This is a genomic window from Streptomyces sp. NBC_01317, assembly GCF_035961655.1.
In the GTDB taxonomy this organism is placed as follows: domain Bacteria; phylum Actinomycetota; class Actinomycetes; order Streptomycetales; family Streptomycetaceae; genus Streptomyces.
In genome coordinates this window covers 7,757,865-7,771,993 of sequence record NZ_CP108393.1, presented here as the reverse complement: position 1 = coordinate 7,771,993, position 14,129 = coordinate 7,757,865, and the positions used below count along the sequence as shown (strand labels likewise).

Below are 14,129 nucleotides of genomic sequence, written 5' to 3'. Positions count from 1 at the left end.
CGGCGCCCCCGTACGGTCGCCCCCGCACCCGCGTGGTCATCAGTGCTGCCGGCTGCGGGAGTAGTGGCGTCTCGCGCGGTCCCGGTTGCCGCAGTCCTGCGAGCTGCACCAGCGCCGGGTCCCGCTCCGGGAGCGGTCGAGGAAGAACCACCCGCATCCCGGTCCCTCACAACGCCGGACCCGGTCCACGCCGTCCCCGCTCAGCAGGTCCTCCGCCCGCAGCGCCAGCGCGTGGCGGAGGCCGTCGAGACGGTCCGTACCGGACTGCCACCGCAGAGGGAAGGCGGGGAGCAGGGCGGCGTCCTCGCGGGCCAGCACCAGCACCCCGCGCAGTGCCTCCCACTCCCCGGCAGGAGGCTCCTCGTTGTCGACGAGGGCGTCCAACACCGGCCAGAGCGTGGCGCGCAGGTCCCTGAGCGCCGCGATCGCGGCCTCTCCGGGCACGGAGTCCACCCTGTCGGTACGGAGCAGCGCCTCCGCGCGGTCGGCGGTGAGCAGTCCGGCGGCGACGGCCCAGCGCGCCCACGCCTCCGCGCCCTGGACACGGTCGGCGATGCGGGCGGGGTCCAGGCGCCAGGCAACGGTGTTGGCGAAGTCGAGGACCGGGTGGCCGCCCACGAATGACGCGCCGGAGTCGTGAGGGCTTCCCGAGGCGGTGGGAGCGCTGAGAACAGGTTGCTTGCTCATGATCCCTCACCCTACTCCCCTTCTAACAACCATAGGCGTTTTTGACTGTTAGTCTTGTGCCATGGACAGTCTCCGATCAGCGAAGGCCGCCGTCTCACCGCGTGCGAGCTTCCTCTCCGGGCTCAGGACCGGGTCCGGGCTGGCGACCGCTTCCTTCCTCCTCGCCGTCAGCTTCGGCGCGATCAGCGCCTCACAGGGCTGGGGACCTCTCGCACCGGTGATCTGCTCGATGATCGTGTTCTCGGGGTCCGCCCAGTTCGCCCTGCTGGCGACCCTGGGCTCGGGCGGCGGCCTCGCCGGCGCCGTGACGTCCGCGGCACTGATCAACAGCCGTTTCATCCCCATGGGCATCGCCGTCGCCGGCGATCTGCGCGGCGGCCGGTTCCGCCGCGCGCTCGAAGGCCAGGCGGTGGTCGACGGGTCATGGGCCGCCGCCCATCTCGGCGGCGGACGGTTCGACCGGCACCTGCTCTTCGGCGCCACCGCGGTCCAGTGGCCCGCCTGGGTCGCGGGCACCGCCCTGGGCGTAGTGGTGTCCCCCGACCCCGATCTCCTGCACCGGCTCGGGCTGGGCGTCCTCACCCCGGCGCTCTTCGTCGGGCTCCTCTTCGACGAAGTCCGCCGGGAACGGATCAACCGGCTTCCGGCCCTGCTCGGCGCCGTACTCGCCGCCGGCCTCGTCGTCTTCCTGCCCGCCGGACCCGCCCTGGTGGGCGCGGCGCTCGCGGCACTCGTCGCTCTCTTCAGGGCACCAGCCCCACGACTCGCCCGACCCGAAGAGGCCGAGGACACCGAAGACAGGAACCGGACGGAAGCGGCAGGAGCAACCGGGCAGACCGATGAGGCAGCGCGACCTGTCCACTCCGACGAAGAGGTCGCGCCATGACCCTCTGGTTCACCATCGGCGCCGTCGCCGTCCTCAGCTTCACCTGCAAAGCCTTCGGCCCCGCGCTCTTCGGCGGGCGCGTACTGCCCCCACGGGCACGGTCGGTGATCGCCCTCACCGCCCCGGCCCTGCTCGCCGGCTTCATCGTCGTGGACGTACTGGGCCCCCGCTGGAACGCCCTGGACCTCACCGTGATCGCCGGACTCGCGGTCGTCCCCCTGCTCCTCTGGCGCAGGGCCCCGCTGCCGGTGGCCCTGGTGGCCGCGGTCGCCGTAACGGCGCTCCTGCGCCTCTAGGTTCGGCGCGGATGCCTGCGGCGCCTGTTCAGCGCACGCGGTCGTACGTGTGGTCCGGGGGCTGCGGAGGCCAGGCGAGGCCGTCCCCCTTCTGCCAGATCTGGTTGCACGAGCCGGTGTTCGCGCATGTGGTGGCCCGGTCGCGCCAGCCGGCCATGTTCATCAGCCCGGCCTTGTCACCCGGGGTCCACACGTCGTTCCAGCTGGAGACGTCGTCCGCGACCCGTACGGAGGACATCAGGGTGTTGTAGTCGCGGAAGGGGGTGTTGTAGTGGGCCAGGCCGAGGGTGTGGCCGATCTCGTGCATCACCGGAATCGCCATCGCGTAGCGGGACCACCGGTCGCCGTCCTCGCTGCCGTCGACCAGACGGGTCCAGGTGTCCGAGGCGGTGAGGCGGATCAGACCGCCGTTGTAGATCGCTCCCCGGTTGTCCAGAGCGGTCGACGGACTGGCGATCCCGGTCGCGGGAATGGTGTCGAAGACGAGGGCGATCTCGTCCGAGGGGCGGGAACCGGGCCACGTATCGCCGTCGTTGGGCTCGTAGCGCAGCCGCCCGCCCACCCATTTGTTGGTCTCCAGGACCATGGTCGACATGACGTCGTCCAGACCCTCCACCCAGTGCCTCTCCTTCGCCTTGGTCGCTGAGTCGGTCGAGCCCCGGTAGTTGAAGTAGAGCTTCACGGTGTAGCTGTCGCGCAGTTCGTAGTAGGCGGGATTGTCGAGACCGCCGACCCTCACCAGGTTGAAGCCGTACGAGTTGGCGGTGTTTCCCCCCGCCCCGGGATTCACGAGCATGGGGCCGGGCTGGTACGGAGTGCGGCCGATGCTCGGGTCGTAGGGCGGAGCGGCCGAAGCCGGCCCCGCCGCCAACAGGATGAGAGGCAGAGCGACCGCGGCCGTGACACTCACGCGCAGTCGCCGCCAGGTCGTTAAAAGGGCGCCCATCATTCTCCGTCCCTGAGGACACACGATGCCGACGGACCGCGTGCCGGACCAGAAGAGCACTGCTCGATCGCTTCACAGTAGGAGAGACCTGACAGCTCCCGCTGAGAAACCGCTGGTTCCGCGGCGCCGCGTCGTCTCAGGCGGCCTGGGCGTGCGGGGTCCGTCCGAACAGCGGGGCGTAGCTGGCGGGGAGCTGGACCAGGAGGCGCGGGAGGAGGACAGGGCCGGTGAGGGCGGCGAGGTTGGTGAGAACGGTCTCGGTGTCCCAGCAGGCGACGGCGTAGGCGGAGCCGGTCCGGTGGGCGACGTCTTCGACGAAGTCCCGGTCGGTGAGCGGCTCCATGGCGGGCGCGGACGCCTCGGCGGCGAGCAGTTCGGAGGCCTCGACCGGAAGGCAGCCGGCGAGAACGGCGCGGCCCTCATCCGTCAGCTGCCGGCCGAGAACGGGGAGCACGGCTCGCAGGGCTTCCTCGGCGCGCCGGCGGGTGGGGTAGACACCGTCGTACCGGACCTTCTCCAGCAGCTGTCCGTACGTCGTCATGGGGGCGCGCTGAGTCGACTCGCGGCGGGTCATGGCTTTCCGTTCGCCTTTCTGACGTTGACCGGTACGGCCCTTGAGGGCGCGGATCAAGGAATCGGACGCCCGCTTCCGGGCACCCGGCCACTCGTCTGCCCGCAACTTGATCCGCCACACCCCCGTAGTCAGAACATGGCGACATCTCGCCGGGGCTTCATCGGGGCATCCGGAAGTAGGCGGCCGGCGGGAGGGTCAGCGCGAACACCGTCCCGTATTGACAGCGGATATCGTCCGTGCCGGTCGCCCTGGGGGGTTCGCACACGAACCGGTAGGCATCCGCGGACTGTCCGGGCCAGGGAACCGGAAAACCTGGCTGATCCCAGGTCAGGGTGTGCCCGGCACGGGACAACTCGCCCGGTCGGTCCTGCCGGACGGTGCCGCGGGTGAAGGGGATGCCGGACAGTGCCCGCTCCCCCGCGCCGAGGATGCCGGCGAGAGTTTCGGCCACCGGCAGTGGTGAACTGAAGTAGGCCGTCACACGCAGCGCGCAGGACACTCTGTCGGCGGCCCTCACCGGACGAAACAGATCCCAGCCGGCCACTCCGGGTGCACAGCGGTCCTCGACCACCAGGAGACGCAACACCAGCGGCGTGCTCTCCACGTAGGCCCCGACGATGCCGCGCAGCCGCGCCTCGGCAGTCCGCCCAGCCTGCCGAGCGGCGTCACTGCCGGCTTCCCGGGGGCCATGCGCCTGGCGCTGCCGACAACCCGCAGCTCTCTTCCTCTTACCTGCTCGGCGCACGCCCGGCCCGTCGCCCCCAGCTCAAAACGCTGGACGTCTGGTGTCGCACCGGTCAGTTCAGCGGCGACATGCCGCCCGGGGGAATTTCCCTGCGCGGCTGAGGGTGATGGGCAAAATGGCGCCTTGCTCGGGCGGCTCCGCCTCCCCCAGCCTTGGGGGGTGCATGATCCGAGACGACGGCCGGTCGCGGTGGGAGCCGCGTGTCCGGTCCACGACGACAGCCGGGAGCAGGCCATGGGACGTGATCTTCCGCAGGGCGACTTCACCGATGAAGACGCTGTGCGGTTCGCGGCGCGGTTGCGCGCCTCGCTCGGTCTCCTCGACGGGCTCCTCTCCTCGCCCGGCTTCGGGGACGAGGAAAGGACGATCGGCGCCGAGCTGGAGATGTTCCTGGTGACGCCGGACGGTGTCCCCGTCCCCCGGAACGAGGAGGTGCGTGCTGCGGCCACCGACCCCCGCCTCGTCCTGGAGGTCAACCGCTACAACCTGGAGGCCAACCTCACCCCTGTTCCCCTCCGCTCCCGTCCGTTCTCCGCACTCCACGACGAGGCCGCGGCCCTGCTGGACGTGGTGCGCGAGGCGGGTGCCGGGTACGGAGCCGAGCCGTACTGCGCAGGCATCCTGCCGACGTTACGCCCCCGCGACCTGACGCGGCGCAACGTGTCCGCCAGGCGCCGGTACGCGCTGCTCGACGACGCGCTGGGGAGAGAACGGCGCGGACTGCGCGTCACCGGGGAGCAGCGGTACCGGATGCGCTCCGACACGATCTGCGCGCAGGGCGCCGCCAGTTCCTGGCAGGTCCATCTCACCGTACGGCCCGAGGAGTTCACCCGGGTCCACAACGCCGCCCAGCTCATGACGGCGCCCGTCCTCGCCGTCGCCGCCAACTCGCCGCTGCTGATGGGCAGACGGGTGTGGGACGAGACCCGGATCCCCTGGTACGAGCAGGCCTTCGGCCAGCACCGGCGCCGGGTCGTTCCGGCGGACCGGCGTTCCGGCTTCGGCCAGGACTGGCTGGGCGGGGACGTACGGGAACTGATCGAGGCGTCGGTGAGCCGGTACGCGCCGCTGATGCCGTTCAACTCGGAGGGGCCCTGGGGCCGGCCCGACCGGCCCGGCGGTCTGCCGGCGCTGGAGGAGCTGCGGCTGCATCTGGGCACCCTGTGGTGGTGGAACCGCCTGGTCTACGACCCGGCCGGGGCCGGGCACCTGCGGATCGAACTGCGCGCGCTGCCGTCGGGCCCGACGCCCGCCGACATGGTGGCCAACACCGCGCTGCTGACCGGGCTGGTCCTCGACCGCGCCGCACGCGAACCCCGCTCCGAACTCCCCTTCGCGCTCGCGCGGGAGAACTTCTACACCGCGGCCCGCGACGGCATGGCGGCCCGCCTGTGGTGGCCGTCCGGCTCGGCGGCGCCTGTCCGGGTGACCGCCCGTGACCTGGTGGGGGCGCTGCTGCCGCGGGCCGCCGCGGGGCTGGCGGGCGCCGGGGTCGCGGACGACGAGGTGCAGCGGTGGCTGGGGGTGGTGGACGCTCGTGTACGGGCGGGGCGTTCGGGGGCCCATTGGCAACGCCGGGCCCATCGTGTGCTCGGCTCGGACACCGCGACGGCCCGCCACTACCTGAAGCTGAGCGCGACCGGCGCCCCGGTCCACAGCTGGCCTGCGCCTCAGCCCGCCGTGGGTGCGAAGGCGAAGGTGGGGACCGCGAAGCCGCCCGGCGATTGAGGCGAGGGGCTTTGCCAGCCGGTCGACCACTTGTTCTTCCTGGTCAGGTAGCTTTCACGGCATCCACTGATTCTGATGTACGGGCCCGTTCGGCACGACCGACCGGGTCCGTGGGGAAGGGTGCGTCGTGAGCACGGTCGATCTCGCGGAGACGGCAGCCGGTCTGCCACAGGCCTGGAGCTCTCGCCTGCTGGGCAGGGTGGGGGCGGCCTGCGTGAAGGTGCTGCGCATGGACGGGTCGCCGGTCGAGGAAGAGAGCCATGCGGCCGACGAGGCTCTGCTGGTCCTCGACGGCCGGCTGGAACTGGAGGTGGCCGGCACGGAGGTGTCGGTGCGGGCGGGCGAGTTGTTCATGGTGGCGGCGGGAACCGCGCACACGGTCCGCCCCGGCAGCCGGGGCACGTTGGTGATCGTGGAACTGCCCGAGATGTAAGGGCACTTCACCTGGTTTCGTTGCCGAGTGCGCGGCCGCACGGGACCTTTCCGTCCGCGCCCGGAGCCGACCCGGCCGCGCGAGGGCGTCCTCACGACACGGCGGTCGCCGGGAGGTCAGGGAGCGCGGGACTGTGGTTCGCCGCCGGGCGCAGGGTGAGGACCATCGTCATGCCGCCGCCGGGGGTGTCCTCGGCGGTGAGGGTGCCGCCCATCGACTCCGTGAAGCCGCGGGCGACCGCCAGGCCGAGGCCGACCCCGGCGCCGCGCGGGGCGTCGCCATGGCGCTGGAAGGGTTCGAAGATGCGGTCCTTGGCGTCGTCGGGGACTCCCGGACCCCGGTCCACCACCCGCAGCTCCACCCGGCCGGCGATGGTCCCCGCCGTGACCAGCACCCGTACACCCTCGGGGCTGTACTTCACGGCGTTCTCCACGATGTTGGCGACCGCGCGCTCCAGGAGGCCAGGATCGACGGCCACCATCGGCAGGTCCTCCGGGACGTCCAGGACGACGCTGCCGTCGGGGACACCGCCCAGCGCCATCGGGACGACCTCGTCGAGGTCTATCTCGCGGATCAGGGGGGTGACGGTTCCCGTCTGGAGCCGCGACATGTCCAGCAGGTTCCCCACCAGGTTGTCGAGGCGGTCGGCGCCGTCCTCGATGCCTTCCAGCAGTTCCGCCCGGTCTTCCTCCGACCACTCCACGTCGTCGGAGCGCAGGGAGGTGACCGACGCCTTGATCCCGGCCAGCGGGGTCCGCAGGTCGTGGCTGACCGCCGCGAGCAACGCCGTACGGATCCGGTTGCCCTCCGCCAAGGCACGCGCGTGCTCCGCCTCCCCCACCAGCCGCTGCCGGTCCAGCACCACCGCCGCCTGCGCCGCGAAGGCCGCCAGGACCCGGCGGTCCTCCGCCGGCAGCACCCGCCCCGACAGCGCCAGCGCCATGTGATCCCCCACCGGCATGTCCACGTCCGCGTCCTCCGGGCGGTCCACGGGAGCCGGACCCACACTGCCCGCGCGGGTCCAGGGCTCGACGTCCCCGCCGCGCTCCAGGAGGGCGACCGACTCCATGGCGAAGGTCTCCCGTACCCGCTCCAGCAACGCGTCCAGCGTCGTCTCCCCCCGCAGCACACTGCCCGCCAGGAACGACAGGATCTCCGACTCCGCCCGCAAACGCGCGGCCTGATGCGTACGGCGGGCCGCCAGGTCCACCACCGACGCCACCGACACCGCGACCGCCACGAAGATCACGATGGCGACGATGTTCTTCGGGTTGGCGACGGTCAGCTGGTGCAGCGGTGGCGTGAAGTAGTAGTTGAGCAGCAGCGAGCCGAAGGCGGCCGACGCCAGGGCCGGGACCAGCCCGCCGAGCAGGGCCGCGGCCACCGTCAGGGCCAGGAACAGCAGCATGTCGTTGGCGAGGCCCACCTCCGGCGCCACCTGGTTGAGCAGCAGGGTGAGCAGGGCGGGGCCCGCCACCCCCGCGAGCCAGCCCCAGATGATCCTGGAGCGGCCCAGGCGCGCCCCCCTGGCGGCCGGCAGACCGCGCCCCTTCGCGACCTCACCGTGCGTGACGATGTGGACGTCGAGGTCGGGGCCCGACTCCCGGGCGACGGTCGTGCCGACGCCGGGACCGAACACGTATTGCCAGGTCTTGCGGCGGCTGGAGCCCAGCACGATCTGCGTGGCGTTGACCCCGCGCGCGAAGTCGAGCAGCGCGTGCGGCACGTCGTCCCCGACGACGTGGTGGAACGTGCCGCCGAGATCCTCGGCCAGCGTGCGCTGGACGGTCAGCTCCTTCGGGGAGGCGGAGGTCAGCCCGTCGCTGCGCGCGATGTACACCGCGAGCACCTCGCCGCCCGCACCCTTCTCGGCGAGGCGGGCCGCGCGCCGGATGAGCGTACGGCCCTCGGGCCCGCCCGTGATCCCCACGACGATCCGCTCACGCGCCTGCCAGGTCGAGCGGATGTTGTGCTCGCCCCGGTACACCTGGAGGTATTCGTCCACCCGGTCCGCCACCCAGAGCAGCGCCAGCTCACGCAGCGCGGTCAGATTCCCGGGCCGGAAGTAGTTCGACAGGGCCGCGTCGAGTTTGTCCGGCTGGTAGATGTTGCCGTGGGCCATGCGGCGCCGCAGCGCCTGCGGGGACATGTCGACCAGCTCGATCTGGTCCGCCCGCCGCACCACCTCGTCCGGCACGGTCTCCCGCTGCCGTACCCCCGTTATCGACTCGACCACGTCCCCCAGCGACTCCAGATGCTGGATGTTGACGGTGGACACCACGTCGATCCCCGCGTCGAGCAGTTGCTCGATGTCCTGCCAGCGCTTGGCGTTGCGGGAGCCGGGGACGTTGGAGTGGGCCATCTCGTCGACCAGCGCGACGGCCGGATCGCGCTCCAGGACGGCGTCGACGTCCATCTCGGTGAACAGCGTGCCCCGGTACTCCAGCTCCCGGCGCCGGATCTCCTCCAGGCCGTGCAGCATGACTTCCGTACGCGGCCGGCCGTGGTGCTCGACCAGGGCCACCACACAGTCCGTACCGCGCTCGACCCTGCGGTGGGCCTCGGAGAGCATCGCGTACGTCTTGCCGACCCCGGGCGCCGCACCGAGATAGATCCGCAGCCTGCCGCGTCTGCCATGTCCCATGGATCCACAGACAACCCCGGTTCCGGAGGGCGCGGCGCGCCGTTGACGGGTCCCTTACGGCCGTCGCGACAGCTTTGACAGATTCCTTACGCGCGGCCGTGGAGAAGGCGCCCCGGAACCGCGCCTCCCCCGGTCAGCGGTCGGCGGTCACCGATCGGTCACCGGTCTGCCACGGGCCTCGCGGTGTCCAGCGCGGCCCCCGCGTGGTCGGCGAGCGTCACGGCGACCAGCCGTACCTGCCGGGACGGTACGGTCCCGGGCGCGGGCAGGATCATGAAACGGCCGCAGTAGTGGCCGTTGGCCGCCGCCCGCAGTTCGATCTCGCCCTCCGGCCAGCCACGCCGCTCCAGGTCCCACGGCTGCCGGTCCACCATCACCTCGCCGTCCTGCGTCAGCCGCGCGGGATGGCCCATGAGGTTGCCGTACTCGAAACGCCAGCCCCGCAGCGCCAGCGTGTCGGCCAGCTGGCGGCCGACCTGGTCGACCACGGCGTCGGGAGCGCCGGCGGCCTGCGACAGCTCGGCGGTGTCGTGGAGGCGTCGCAGATACCCCGCGTCGGCTGCCGCGATGATACGCAACCTCCGTACGTAGAGGGCCAGTTGGGACACGATCAGCCCGGCGCCCAGCCCCAGTGCGACGCGGTTGCGCAGGGGGAAAGCCATGATGCACCTCTTCGGTTCTCGCGGGGCCGGGAACCGGCCTCCCTTCCAGGGTGCTCCTCCGTGGCCCGTCCGGCTCGCGCGGTGCGGGCCCTGACAGGACCCTGGCGGTCTCCCGCCGTACGTTGACGCCCTGTTGACGCCCGGAGGCGCCGGTGACACACCGCGCCGTCCCGTGATAGTCCTCCCTGTCATGGACGATCTTGTGACAGAGCGGCTGGTACTGCATCCGTTGAGTGTCATGGAGGCCGAGCGGGTGGCCGCGGGGGAGCCGGACGACGGGGACCGGTGGGCGCCGGGCTATCCCGCCGACGGGGACATGGTCGGGGCCAGGCGTTTCCTGACGACCTGCGCGATCACCGGGGATCCGCAGCCGTTCGGTGCGTACGAGATCCGCCGCCGCGAGGACGGCCGGGCGGTGGGCGGGCTCGGCTTCCACGGAGCCCCCGACGAGGACCGTACGGTCACCGTCGGCTACGGCCTGATCCCCTCGGCGCAGGGCCTGGGGTACGCCTCCGAGGCGCTGCGCGAGCTGCTCCGTTTCGCGCGGTCGCGGGGCATCACGCGGGTGGACGGCGACGCGGACCAGGACAACGTCGCGTCCCATCACGTCATGAGCGCGGCGGGGATGGGCCTGGTGTCGGAGGACGAGGAACTCAAGTACTACCGGATCACGTGGCCGGAGGCGTCCGGGGTCTCCTGACCGGACACGGCCCGGGGCCCGGGACATCCTGCCCCGGGCCCCGGGACGGCGGATCATGCCGCAGGATCACGCCGCCGGTTCATTCGGACGGATCATTCGGACGGATGGTCGCCCGGTCCTTCTATGCGGTCGGCGAGCGGGGTGGGCGAGAGGTCCGTGCTCTCCTCCCCCGGCTCCAGCAGGGTGTCCGCCGGGCCCACGATCAGCGGATCCGGCTCCCCGACCACCTTCTCGTCCTTGTTCGCGTAGTCGAAACGCCGGAGCAGACTGCGCATCGCCTCCAGCCGGCCGCGCTTCTTGTCGTTGCTCTTCACTACCGTCCAGGGCGCCGCCGCCGTGTCGGTCGCCCGGAACATGTCGATCTTCGCGGCCGTGTACTCGTCCCAGAGGTCCAGCGAGGCGAGATCGGTCGGCGACAGCTTCCACTGCCGTACGGGATCGATCTGGCGGATCGCGAACCGGGTGCGCTGCTCCGCACGGGAGACCGAGAACCAGAACTTCACCAGCAGGACGCCGTCCTCGGTGAGCATCCGCTCGAACAGCGGGGCCTGCTGGAGGAATTGCCGGTACTCGTCGGGCGTGCAGAAGCCCATCACGCGCTCCACGCCCGCCCGGTTGTACCAGGAGCGGTCGAAGAAGACGATCTCCCCGGCGGACGGGAGGTGGGCGACGTACCGCTGGAAGTACCACTGGCCGGCTTCGCGTTCGGTCGGCTTCTCCAGGGCGACCACCCGGGCCCCACGGGGGTTGAGCCGCTCGGTGAACCGCTGGATCGTGCCGCCCTTGCCGGCCGCGTCCCGTCCCTCGCACACCACGACTATGCGCTGGCCGGTGTCCTTGACCCACCGCTGGAGCTTGAGCAGCTCGATCTGGAGGACACGCTTGGACCGGTCGTACTCCGCCCGCCCCACCTTGCGGTCGTACGGGTAGTTCTCGCGCCACGTCCGGACGGCCCGCCCCTGGCCGTCGAGCAGCACCGGCTGCTCGGGGCGCCGGTCGTCCACGGTGAGGCCGTCGAGCAGAGGACGGTCGCCGTCCTTCGGAAGTTCCGATTCCATACCCGGTCGCTTACCCGATTCCGTACCCGTCATGAGGCGGCTCCTACGAGCGGCGCGGGGCGGAGGTGCGGCGGCGTACCGGAACAGGGGGTCTGACGAAGAAGCTCTCGCTCTCGCCGTCCATCTCGTCCTCCGGGAGAGGCGGCAGTTCGACGGTGTAGCGGGGCTCAAGAAAGATGTCGTGGTGCTGCGGGCGCGCGTTCAGCGCGCCCTCGGCGGCCGGTTCCTGCGACGGATCCTGGCGCGACGGTGAAGAAGGCATGCACAACCGTTCGGATAGTCGAGCGGACGCGCGGCCTGAATGCCGGTCGACCCGCTGGCAAGCTGTCTCCCTCATCATTCCCCGTCAGGCACGGCCACACGTCGCCTGTGCTCGGCGTGGCCGGTCAATGATCACTCACTGATCGCCCACCGGTCGGTGGGCGTCCCCGTACGGAGCTGGGTGAGGGTGCGCGAGAGCAGCCTTGAGCGGCATGCGTCTGCGAGAGGACCAGTGTCTCACCGATCTCCGACTGGGTCATCTCCCGGTCGGCCGCAATTCGGCGCGTCCTGGGTCCCGTCCCTGATCGCGGCCCTGAACCGGCCTCCGAACCCGCGCTGATCCCGGCTCCGGACCCCCCTCCGACCCGGTCCTGGTCCCGGCTCCGGACCCGCCCCCGCTCAACTCGCGAGATACCCGGGAAAGGTGAGCGCCCCGAGCAGCGCCATGCCCACCAGCAGCCAGGCGACATAGTCCCCGATGTGCCCGGAGTGGAGGCGGCGCAGCGGCGCGGTCCAGTCGCGCGCCGTGGCGCCCGGGGGACGGAGGACCGCGTACGTGCCGATGACCGCGGCGAGGGCGGCCGAGAGGAGCCCCAGGAGCACGCCCGTGGTCGTCCATTCCGGCGCGACCGACGCCGTACCGGGCAGCGCCTCGTCCACGGCGCGCCCGACCTGGGTCGCGATGGCCGGGACGACACCCACGACCAGACCGCCGAGCAGCAGGACGGCCGGCACCGCCACCATGGTGTCGGGGACGCGTCCGAAGGTCCCGCTGGTCTCCGGTTTCTCCCGCTCACCATGGGTCTCGTACGTCTCGTCGCCGACGGGCCGGGGTCCCCAGCCGCCGAAGACCCCGGCCGCCACGCGCAGCACCGCTCCCCCGGTGAGCGCCGACACGCCGACGAAGAGAACGGTCAGCGGGGTGCCCGCGGCCTCCTCGGTGAGCGCCTTGCCCAGGGCCGTACCGAACGGGGGCAGTCCGGCGAGGGCCAGGCCGCCCGCCGTGAACAGTCCCGCCACCAGCGGGAGCCTGCGCGCCCTGCCGTGCAGTTCGTGCGCGTCGACGCTGCCGTACCGGTCCAGCAGGATGCCCACGCAGGCGAACAGGGCCGCCTTCACACCCGCGTGGGCGAGTACGTAGAGGGCGATGCCGGTCGTCGAGTCGGGGCCGAGCAGGCCGAGGCCGACCAGGAACAGGCCGGTGTGGGCGACGGTCGAGTACGCCAGCAGCCGTTTGAGGTGGCGCTGTTGCCAGCACATGACGGCTCCGACCAGGGCGGACGCGGTGCCCAGCGTGACCAGGGCGCGTTCCGCGTCGGAGGACGCCACGCCGCCGGGCCCGGCGAAGACGGTCCAGTACACGCGCCCCACGCCGTACACCCCCAGCTCGACCATCACCCCGGACAGGAGCATGCAGACCGGGGTGGGGGCGACGGCGTGGGCGTCGGGGAGCCAGAAGTGGAAGGGGACGGCGGCGGCTTTGACGAGCAGTCCGGTCAGGACGAGCGCGAAGGCCACGAGGACCAGCGCGTCGGGCCCGCCCCTCGCGTCGAGCTGCGCGCCGATCTGCCGCATGCCCAGCTCGCCGGTGCGCGCGTACAGCAGCACGAGGCCGGTCAGCGTGACGTACGCGCCCAGCGAGTTGACGACGCCGAAGGTGAGCGCGCCCTGGACTGCCTTGGCCTCCTCGACGCGGTAGCCGGTCAGGGCGTAGGCGACGACGCTCATCAGCTCGAAGAAGACGAAGGCGTTGAACAGGTCGCCGGTGAGGACAAATCCGCACATGCCGGCCTGGAAGAGCAGCACCAGCGCCGGGAAGGTCCCGGTCTGCTGCTGCGGCGGCTCCTCGAAGTACCGCCAGGAGTAGGCCAGTACGGCGACGACCAGCAGGGAGATCAGGGTGGCGAGCCCGAGGGCGATCCTGTCCCCGACGAGCACGATTCCCACGCTGTGCCCGTGCCGCGGTGTCCACCCGCCGGCCCATTCGATCAGGGGACGCGAGGAGGACCCCACGAGGAGGTACACGGCGAGACCCGCGGTGCCCGCGGCGACGGCGCACCCCACGGTCTCGGCGACGATCCGGCGGAGCCCTCGGCCGGTCGCGACGAGGAGGGCCGCTCCCAGCAGCGGCGATGCCACGATCAGCGGCAGGAGCTGGTTCATCCGCGCAGCTCGGACAGTTCGTCGGGATCCACCGTGCCGTGCCGCTTGGAGACCTGGATGACCAGGGCGAGCAGCAGCGCGGTGAGGGTGGCGCCGACCACGACATCAGTGAGGGCGAGGGCCTGGACGACGGGGTCGACGACCGGCCGGGAGCCCGGTGCCAGGTCGGAGAAGACGGGGGCGGTGCCGCCGTCGCGGTAGCCGACCGCGAGCAGCAGCACGTACGTGGACGACTGGCACACGGCCAGACAGCCGACCGCGTGGAGGAGATTGCGGCTGGTGGCGAGCCCGTAGCAGCCCACGAGGAAGATCCACGCGGCTACCAGGTACGGCAGTACGGACATCG

Annotated in this window: 15 protein-coding genes; 5 read left to right on the top strand and 10 right to left on the bottom strand. The window is 71.6% G+C overall.

The genetic code is table 11. From position 1 onward, the window contains the following. Positions 1-39 precede the first annotated feature (39 nt). Entirely contained in the window at positions 40-687 is a 648-nt protein-coding gene (locus OG349_RS33565) for a CGNR zinc finger domain-containing protein (RefSeq protein ID WP_327238185.1), read from the bottom strand. A gap of 61 nt (positions 688-748) precedes the next feature. On the opposite strand from OG349_RS33565, the gene OG349_RS33560 reads away from it, so the two are divergent. After that, positions 749-1,573: an AzlC family ABC transporter permease gene (locus tag OG349_RS33560; protein WP_327238184.1), complete on the top strand. Its 825-nt coding sequence runs from the start codon at positions 749-751 to the stop codon at positions 1,571-1,573. Next, positions 1,570-1,869, top strand: coding sequence for an AzlD domain-containing protein (locus tag OG349_RS33555; protein WP_327238183.1), 300 nt, complete (start codon positions 1,570-1,572; stop codon positions 1,867-1,869). The genes OG349_RS33560 and OG349_RS33555 overlap by 4 nt, the downstream gene beginning before the upstream one ends. A 28-nt stretch (positions 1,870-1,897) precedes the next feature. Here OG349_RS33555 and OG349_RS33550 read toward each other — a convergent pair whose 3' ends face one another. The 3 genes from OG349_RS33550 to OG349_RS33540 all read right to left on the bottom strand — a co-directional run bounded on the left by OG349_RS33550 (position 1,898) and on the right by OG349_RS33540 (position 3,993). Then, positions 1,898-2,779 (bottom strand): hypothetical protein, encoded by an 882-nt coding sequence (locus OG349_RS33550; RefSeq protein ID WP_327238182.1) that lies wholly within the window; start codon positions 2,777-2,779, stop codon positions 1,898-1,900. A gap of 172 nt (positions 2,780-2,951) precedes the next feature. Beyond that, entirely contained in the window at positions 2,952-3,389 is a 438-nt protein-coding gene (locus tag OG349_RS33545) for a DUF2267 domain-containing protein (protein ID WP_327238181.1), read from the bottom strand. Between the two features lie 157 nt (positions 3,390-3,546). Then, positions 3,547-3,993 carry a hypothetical protein gene (locus tag OG349_RS33540; protein ID WP_327238180.1) on the bottom strand — a complete coding sequence of 149 codons (447 nt, stop codon included), beginning with the start codon at positions 3,991-3,993 and terminating at the stop codon, positions 3,547-3,549. A 375-nt stretch (positions 3,994-4,368) separates the two neighbouring features. On the opposite strand from OG349_RS33540, the gene OG349_RS33535 reads away from it, so the two are divergent. Next, positions 4,369-5,862 (top strand): glutamate--cysteine ligase, encoded by a 1,494-nt coding sequence (locus OG349_RS33535; protein ID WP_327238179.1) that lies wholly within the window; start codon positions 4,369-4,371, stop codon positions 5,860-5,862. Between the two features lie 127 nt (positions 5,863-5,989). Then, positions 5,990-6,295: a cupin domain-containing protein gene (locus OG349_RS33530; RefSeq protein ID WP_327238178.1), complete on the top strand. Its 306-nt coding sequence runs from the start codon at positions 5,990-5,992 to the stop codon at positions 6,293-6,295. Between the two features lie 91 nt (positions 6,296-6,386). Here OG349_RS33530 and OG349_RS33525 read toward each other — a convergent pair whose 3' ends face one another. Both OG349_RS33525 and OG349_RS33520 read right to left on the bottom strand, forming a co-directional pair. Beyond that, a complete protein-coding gene (locus OG349_RS33525) occupies positions 6,387-8,939 on the bottom strand; it encodes a sensor histidine kinase KdpD (protein ID WP_327238177.1) in 2,553 nt (850 codons plus the stop codon). Positions 8,940-9,097: 158 nt separating this feature from the next. Next, positions 9,098-9,601, bottom strand: a complete 504-nt coding sequence (locus OG349_RS33520; protein WP_327238176.1) for a hypothetical protein — start codon at positions 9,599-9,601, stop codon at positions 9,098-9,100. 190 nt (positions 9,602-9,791) lie between these two features. Between OG349_RS33520 and OG349_RS33515 the strand changes: the two genes are divergently transcribed. Continuing rightward, complete coding sequence (locus OG349_RS33515; RefSeq protein WP_327238175.1) at positions 9,792-10,301, top strand: GNAT family N-acetyltransferase; 510 nt, start codon at positions 9,792-9,794, stop codon at positions 10,299-10,301. 92 nt (positions 10,302-10,393) lie between these two features. Here OG349_RS33515 and ppk2 read toward each other — a convergent pair whose 3' ends face one another. The 4 genes from ppk2 to OG349_RS33495 form a co-directional block, all read right to left on the bottom strand. Next, complete coding sequence (ppk2, locus tag OG349_RS33510) at positions 10,394-11,359, bottom strand: polyphosphate kinase 2 (protein WP_327238174.1); 966 nt, start codon at positions 11,357-11,359, stop codon at positions 10,394-10,396. A 43-nt stretch (positions 11,360-11,402) separates the two neighbouring features. Then, entirely contained in the window at positions 11,403-11,621 is a 219-nt protein-coding gene (locus OG349_RS33505) for a hypothetical protein (RefSeq protein WP_327238173.1), read from the bottom strand. Between the two features lie 398 nt (positions 11,622-12,019). Next, positions 12,020-13,783, bottom strand: coding sequence for a complex I subunit 5 family protein (locus OG349_RS33500; protein ID WP_327238172.1), 1,764 nt, complete (start codon positions 13,781-13,783; stop codon positions 12,020-12,022). Beyond that, the gene (locus tag OG349_RS33495) at positions 13,780-14,127 is read right to left on the bottom strand and encodes a sodium:proton antiporter (RefSeq protein WP_327238171.1); all 348 of its coding nucleotides are present in this window, start codon (positions 14,125-14,127) and stop codon (positions 13,780-13,782) included. Before OG349_RS33495 ends, OG349_RS33500 begins: the two co-directional genes overlap by 4 nt. Positions 14,128-14,129 lie beyond the last annotated feature (2 nt).

Bases quoted from the DNA above. Each gene is read 5' to 3' on its own strand.
- OG349_RS33555 (WP_327238183.1), top strand. From the start codon at position 1,570: ATGACCCTCTGGTTCACCATCGGCGCCGTCGCCGTCCTCAGCTTCACC.
- OG349_RS33560 (WP_327238184.1), top strand. From the start codon at position 749: ATGGACAGTCTCCGATCAGCGAAGGCCGCCGTCTCACCGCGTGCGAGC.
- OG349_RS33525 (WP_327238177.1), bottom strand. From the start codon at position 8,939: ATGGGACATGGCAGACGCGGCAGGCTGCGGATCTATCTCGGTGCGGCG.
- OG349_RS33495 (WP_327238171.1), bottom strand. From the start codon at position 14,127: ATGTCCGTACTGCCGTACCTGGTAGCCGCGTGGATCTTCCTCGTGGGC.
- OG349_RS33520 (WP_327238176.1), bottom strand. From the start codon at position 9,601: ATGGCTTTCCCCCTGCGCAACCGCGTCGCACTGGGGCTGGGCGCCGGG.
- OG349_RS33505 (WP_327238173.1), bottom strand. From the start codon at position 11,621: ATGCCTTCTTCACCGTCGCGCCAGGATCCGTCGCAGGAACCGGCCGCC.
- OG349_RS33535 (WP_327238179.1), top strand. From the start codon at position 4,369: ATGGGACGTGATCTTCCGCAGGGCGACTTCACCGATGAAGACGCTGTG.
- OG349_RS33565 (WP_327238185.1), bottom strand. From the start codon at position 687: ATGAGCAAGCAACCTGTTCTCAGCGCTCCCACCGCCTCGGGAAGCCCT.
- OG349_RS33545 (WP_327238181.1), bottom strand. From the start codon at position 3,389: ATGACCCGCCGCGAGTCGACTCAGCGCGCCCCCATGACGACGTACGGA.
- ppk2 (WP_327238174.1), bottom strand. From the start codon at position 11,359: ATGGAATCGGAACTTCCGAAGGACGGCGACCGTCCTCTGCTCGACGGC.
- OG349_RS33500 (WP_327238172.1), bottom strand. From the start codon at position 13,783: ATGAACCAGCTCCTGCCGCTGATCGTGGCATCGCCGCTGCTGGGAGCG.
- OG349_RS33515 (WP_327238175.1), top strand. From the start codon at position 9,792: ATGGACGATCTTGTGACAGAGCGGCTGGTACTGCATCCGTTGAGTGTC.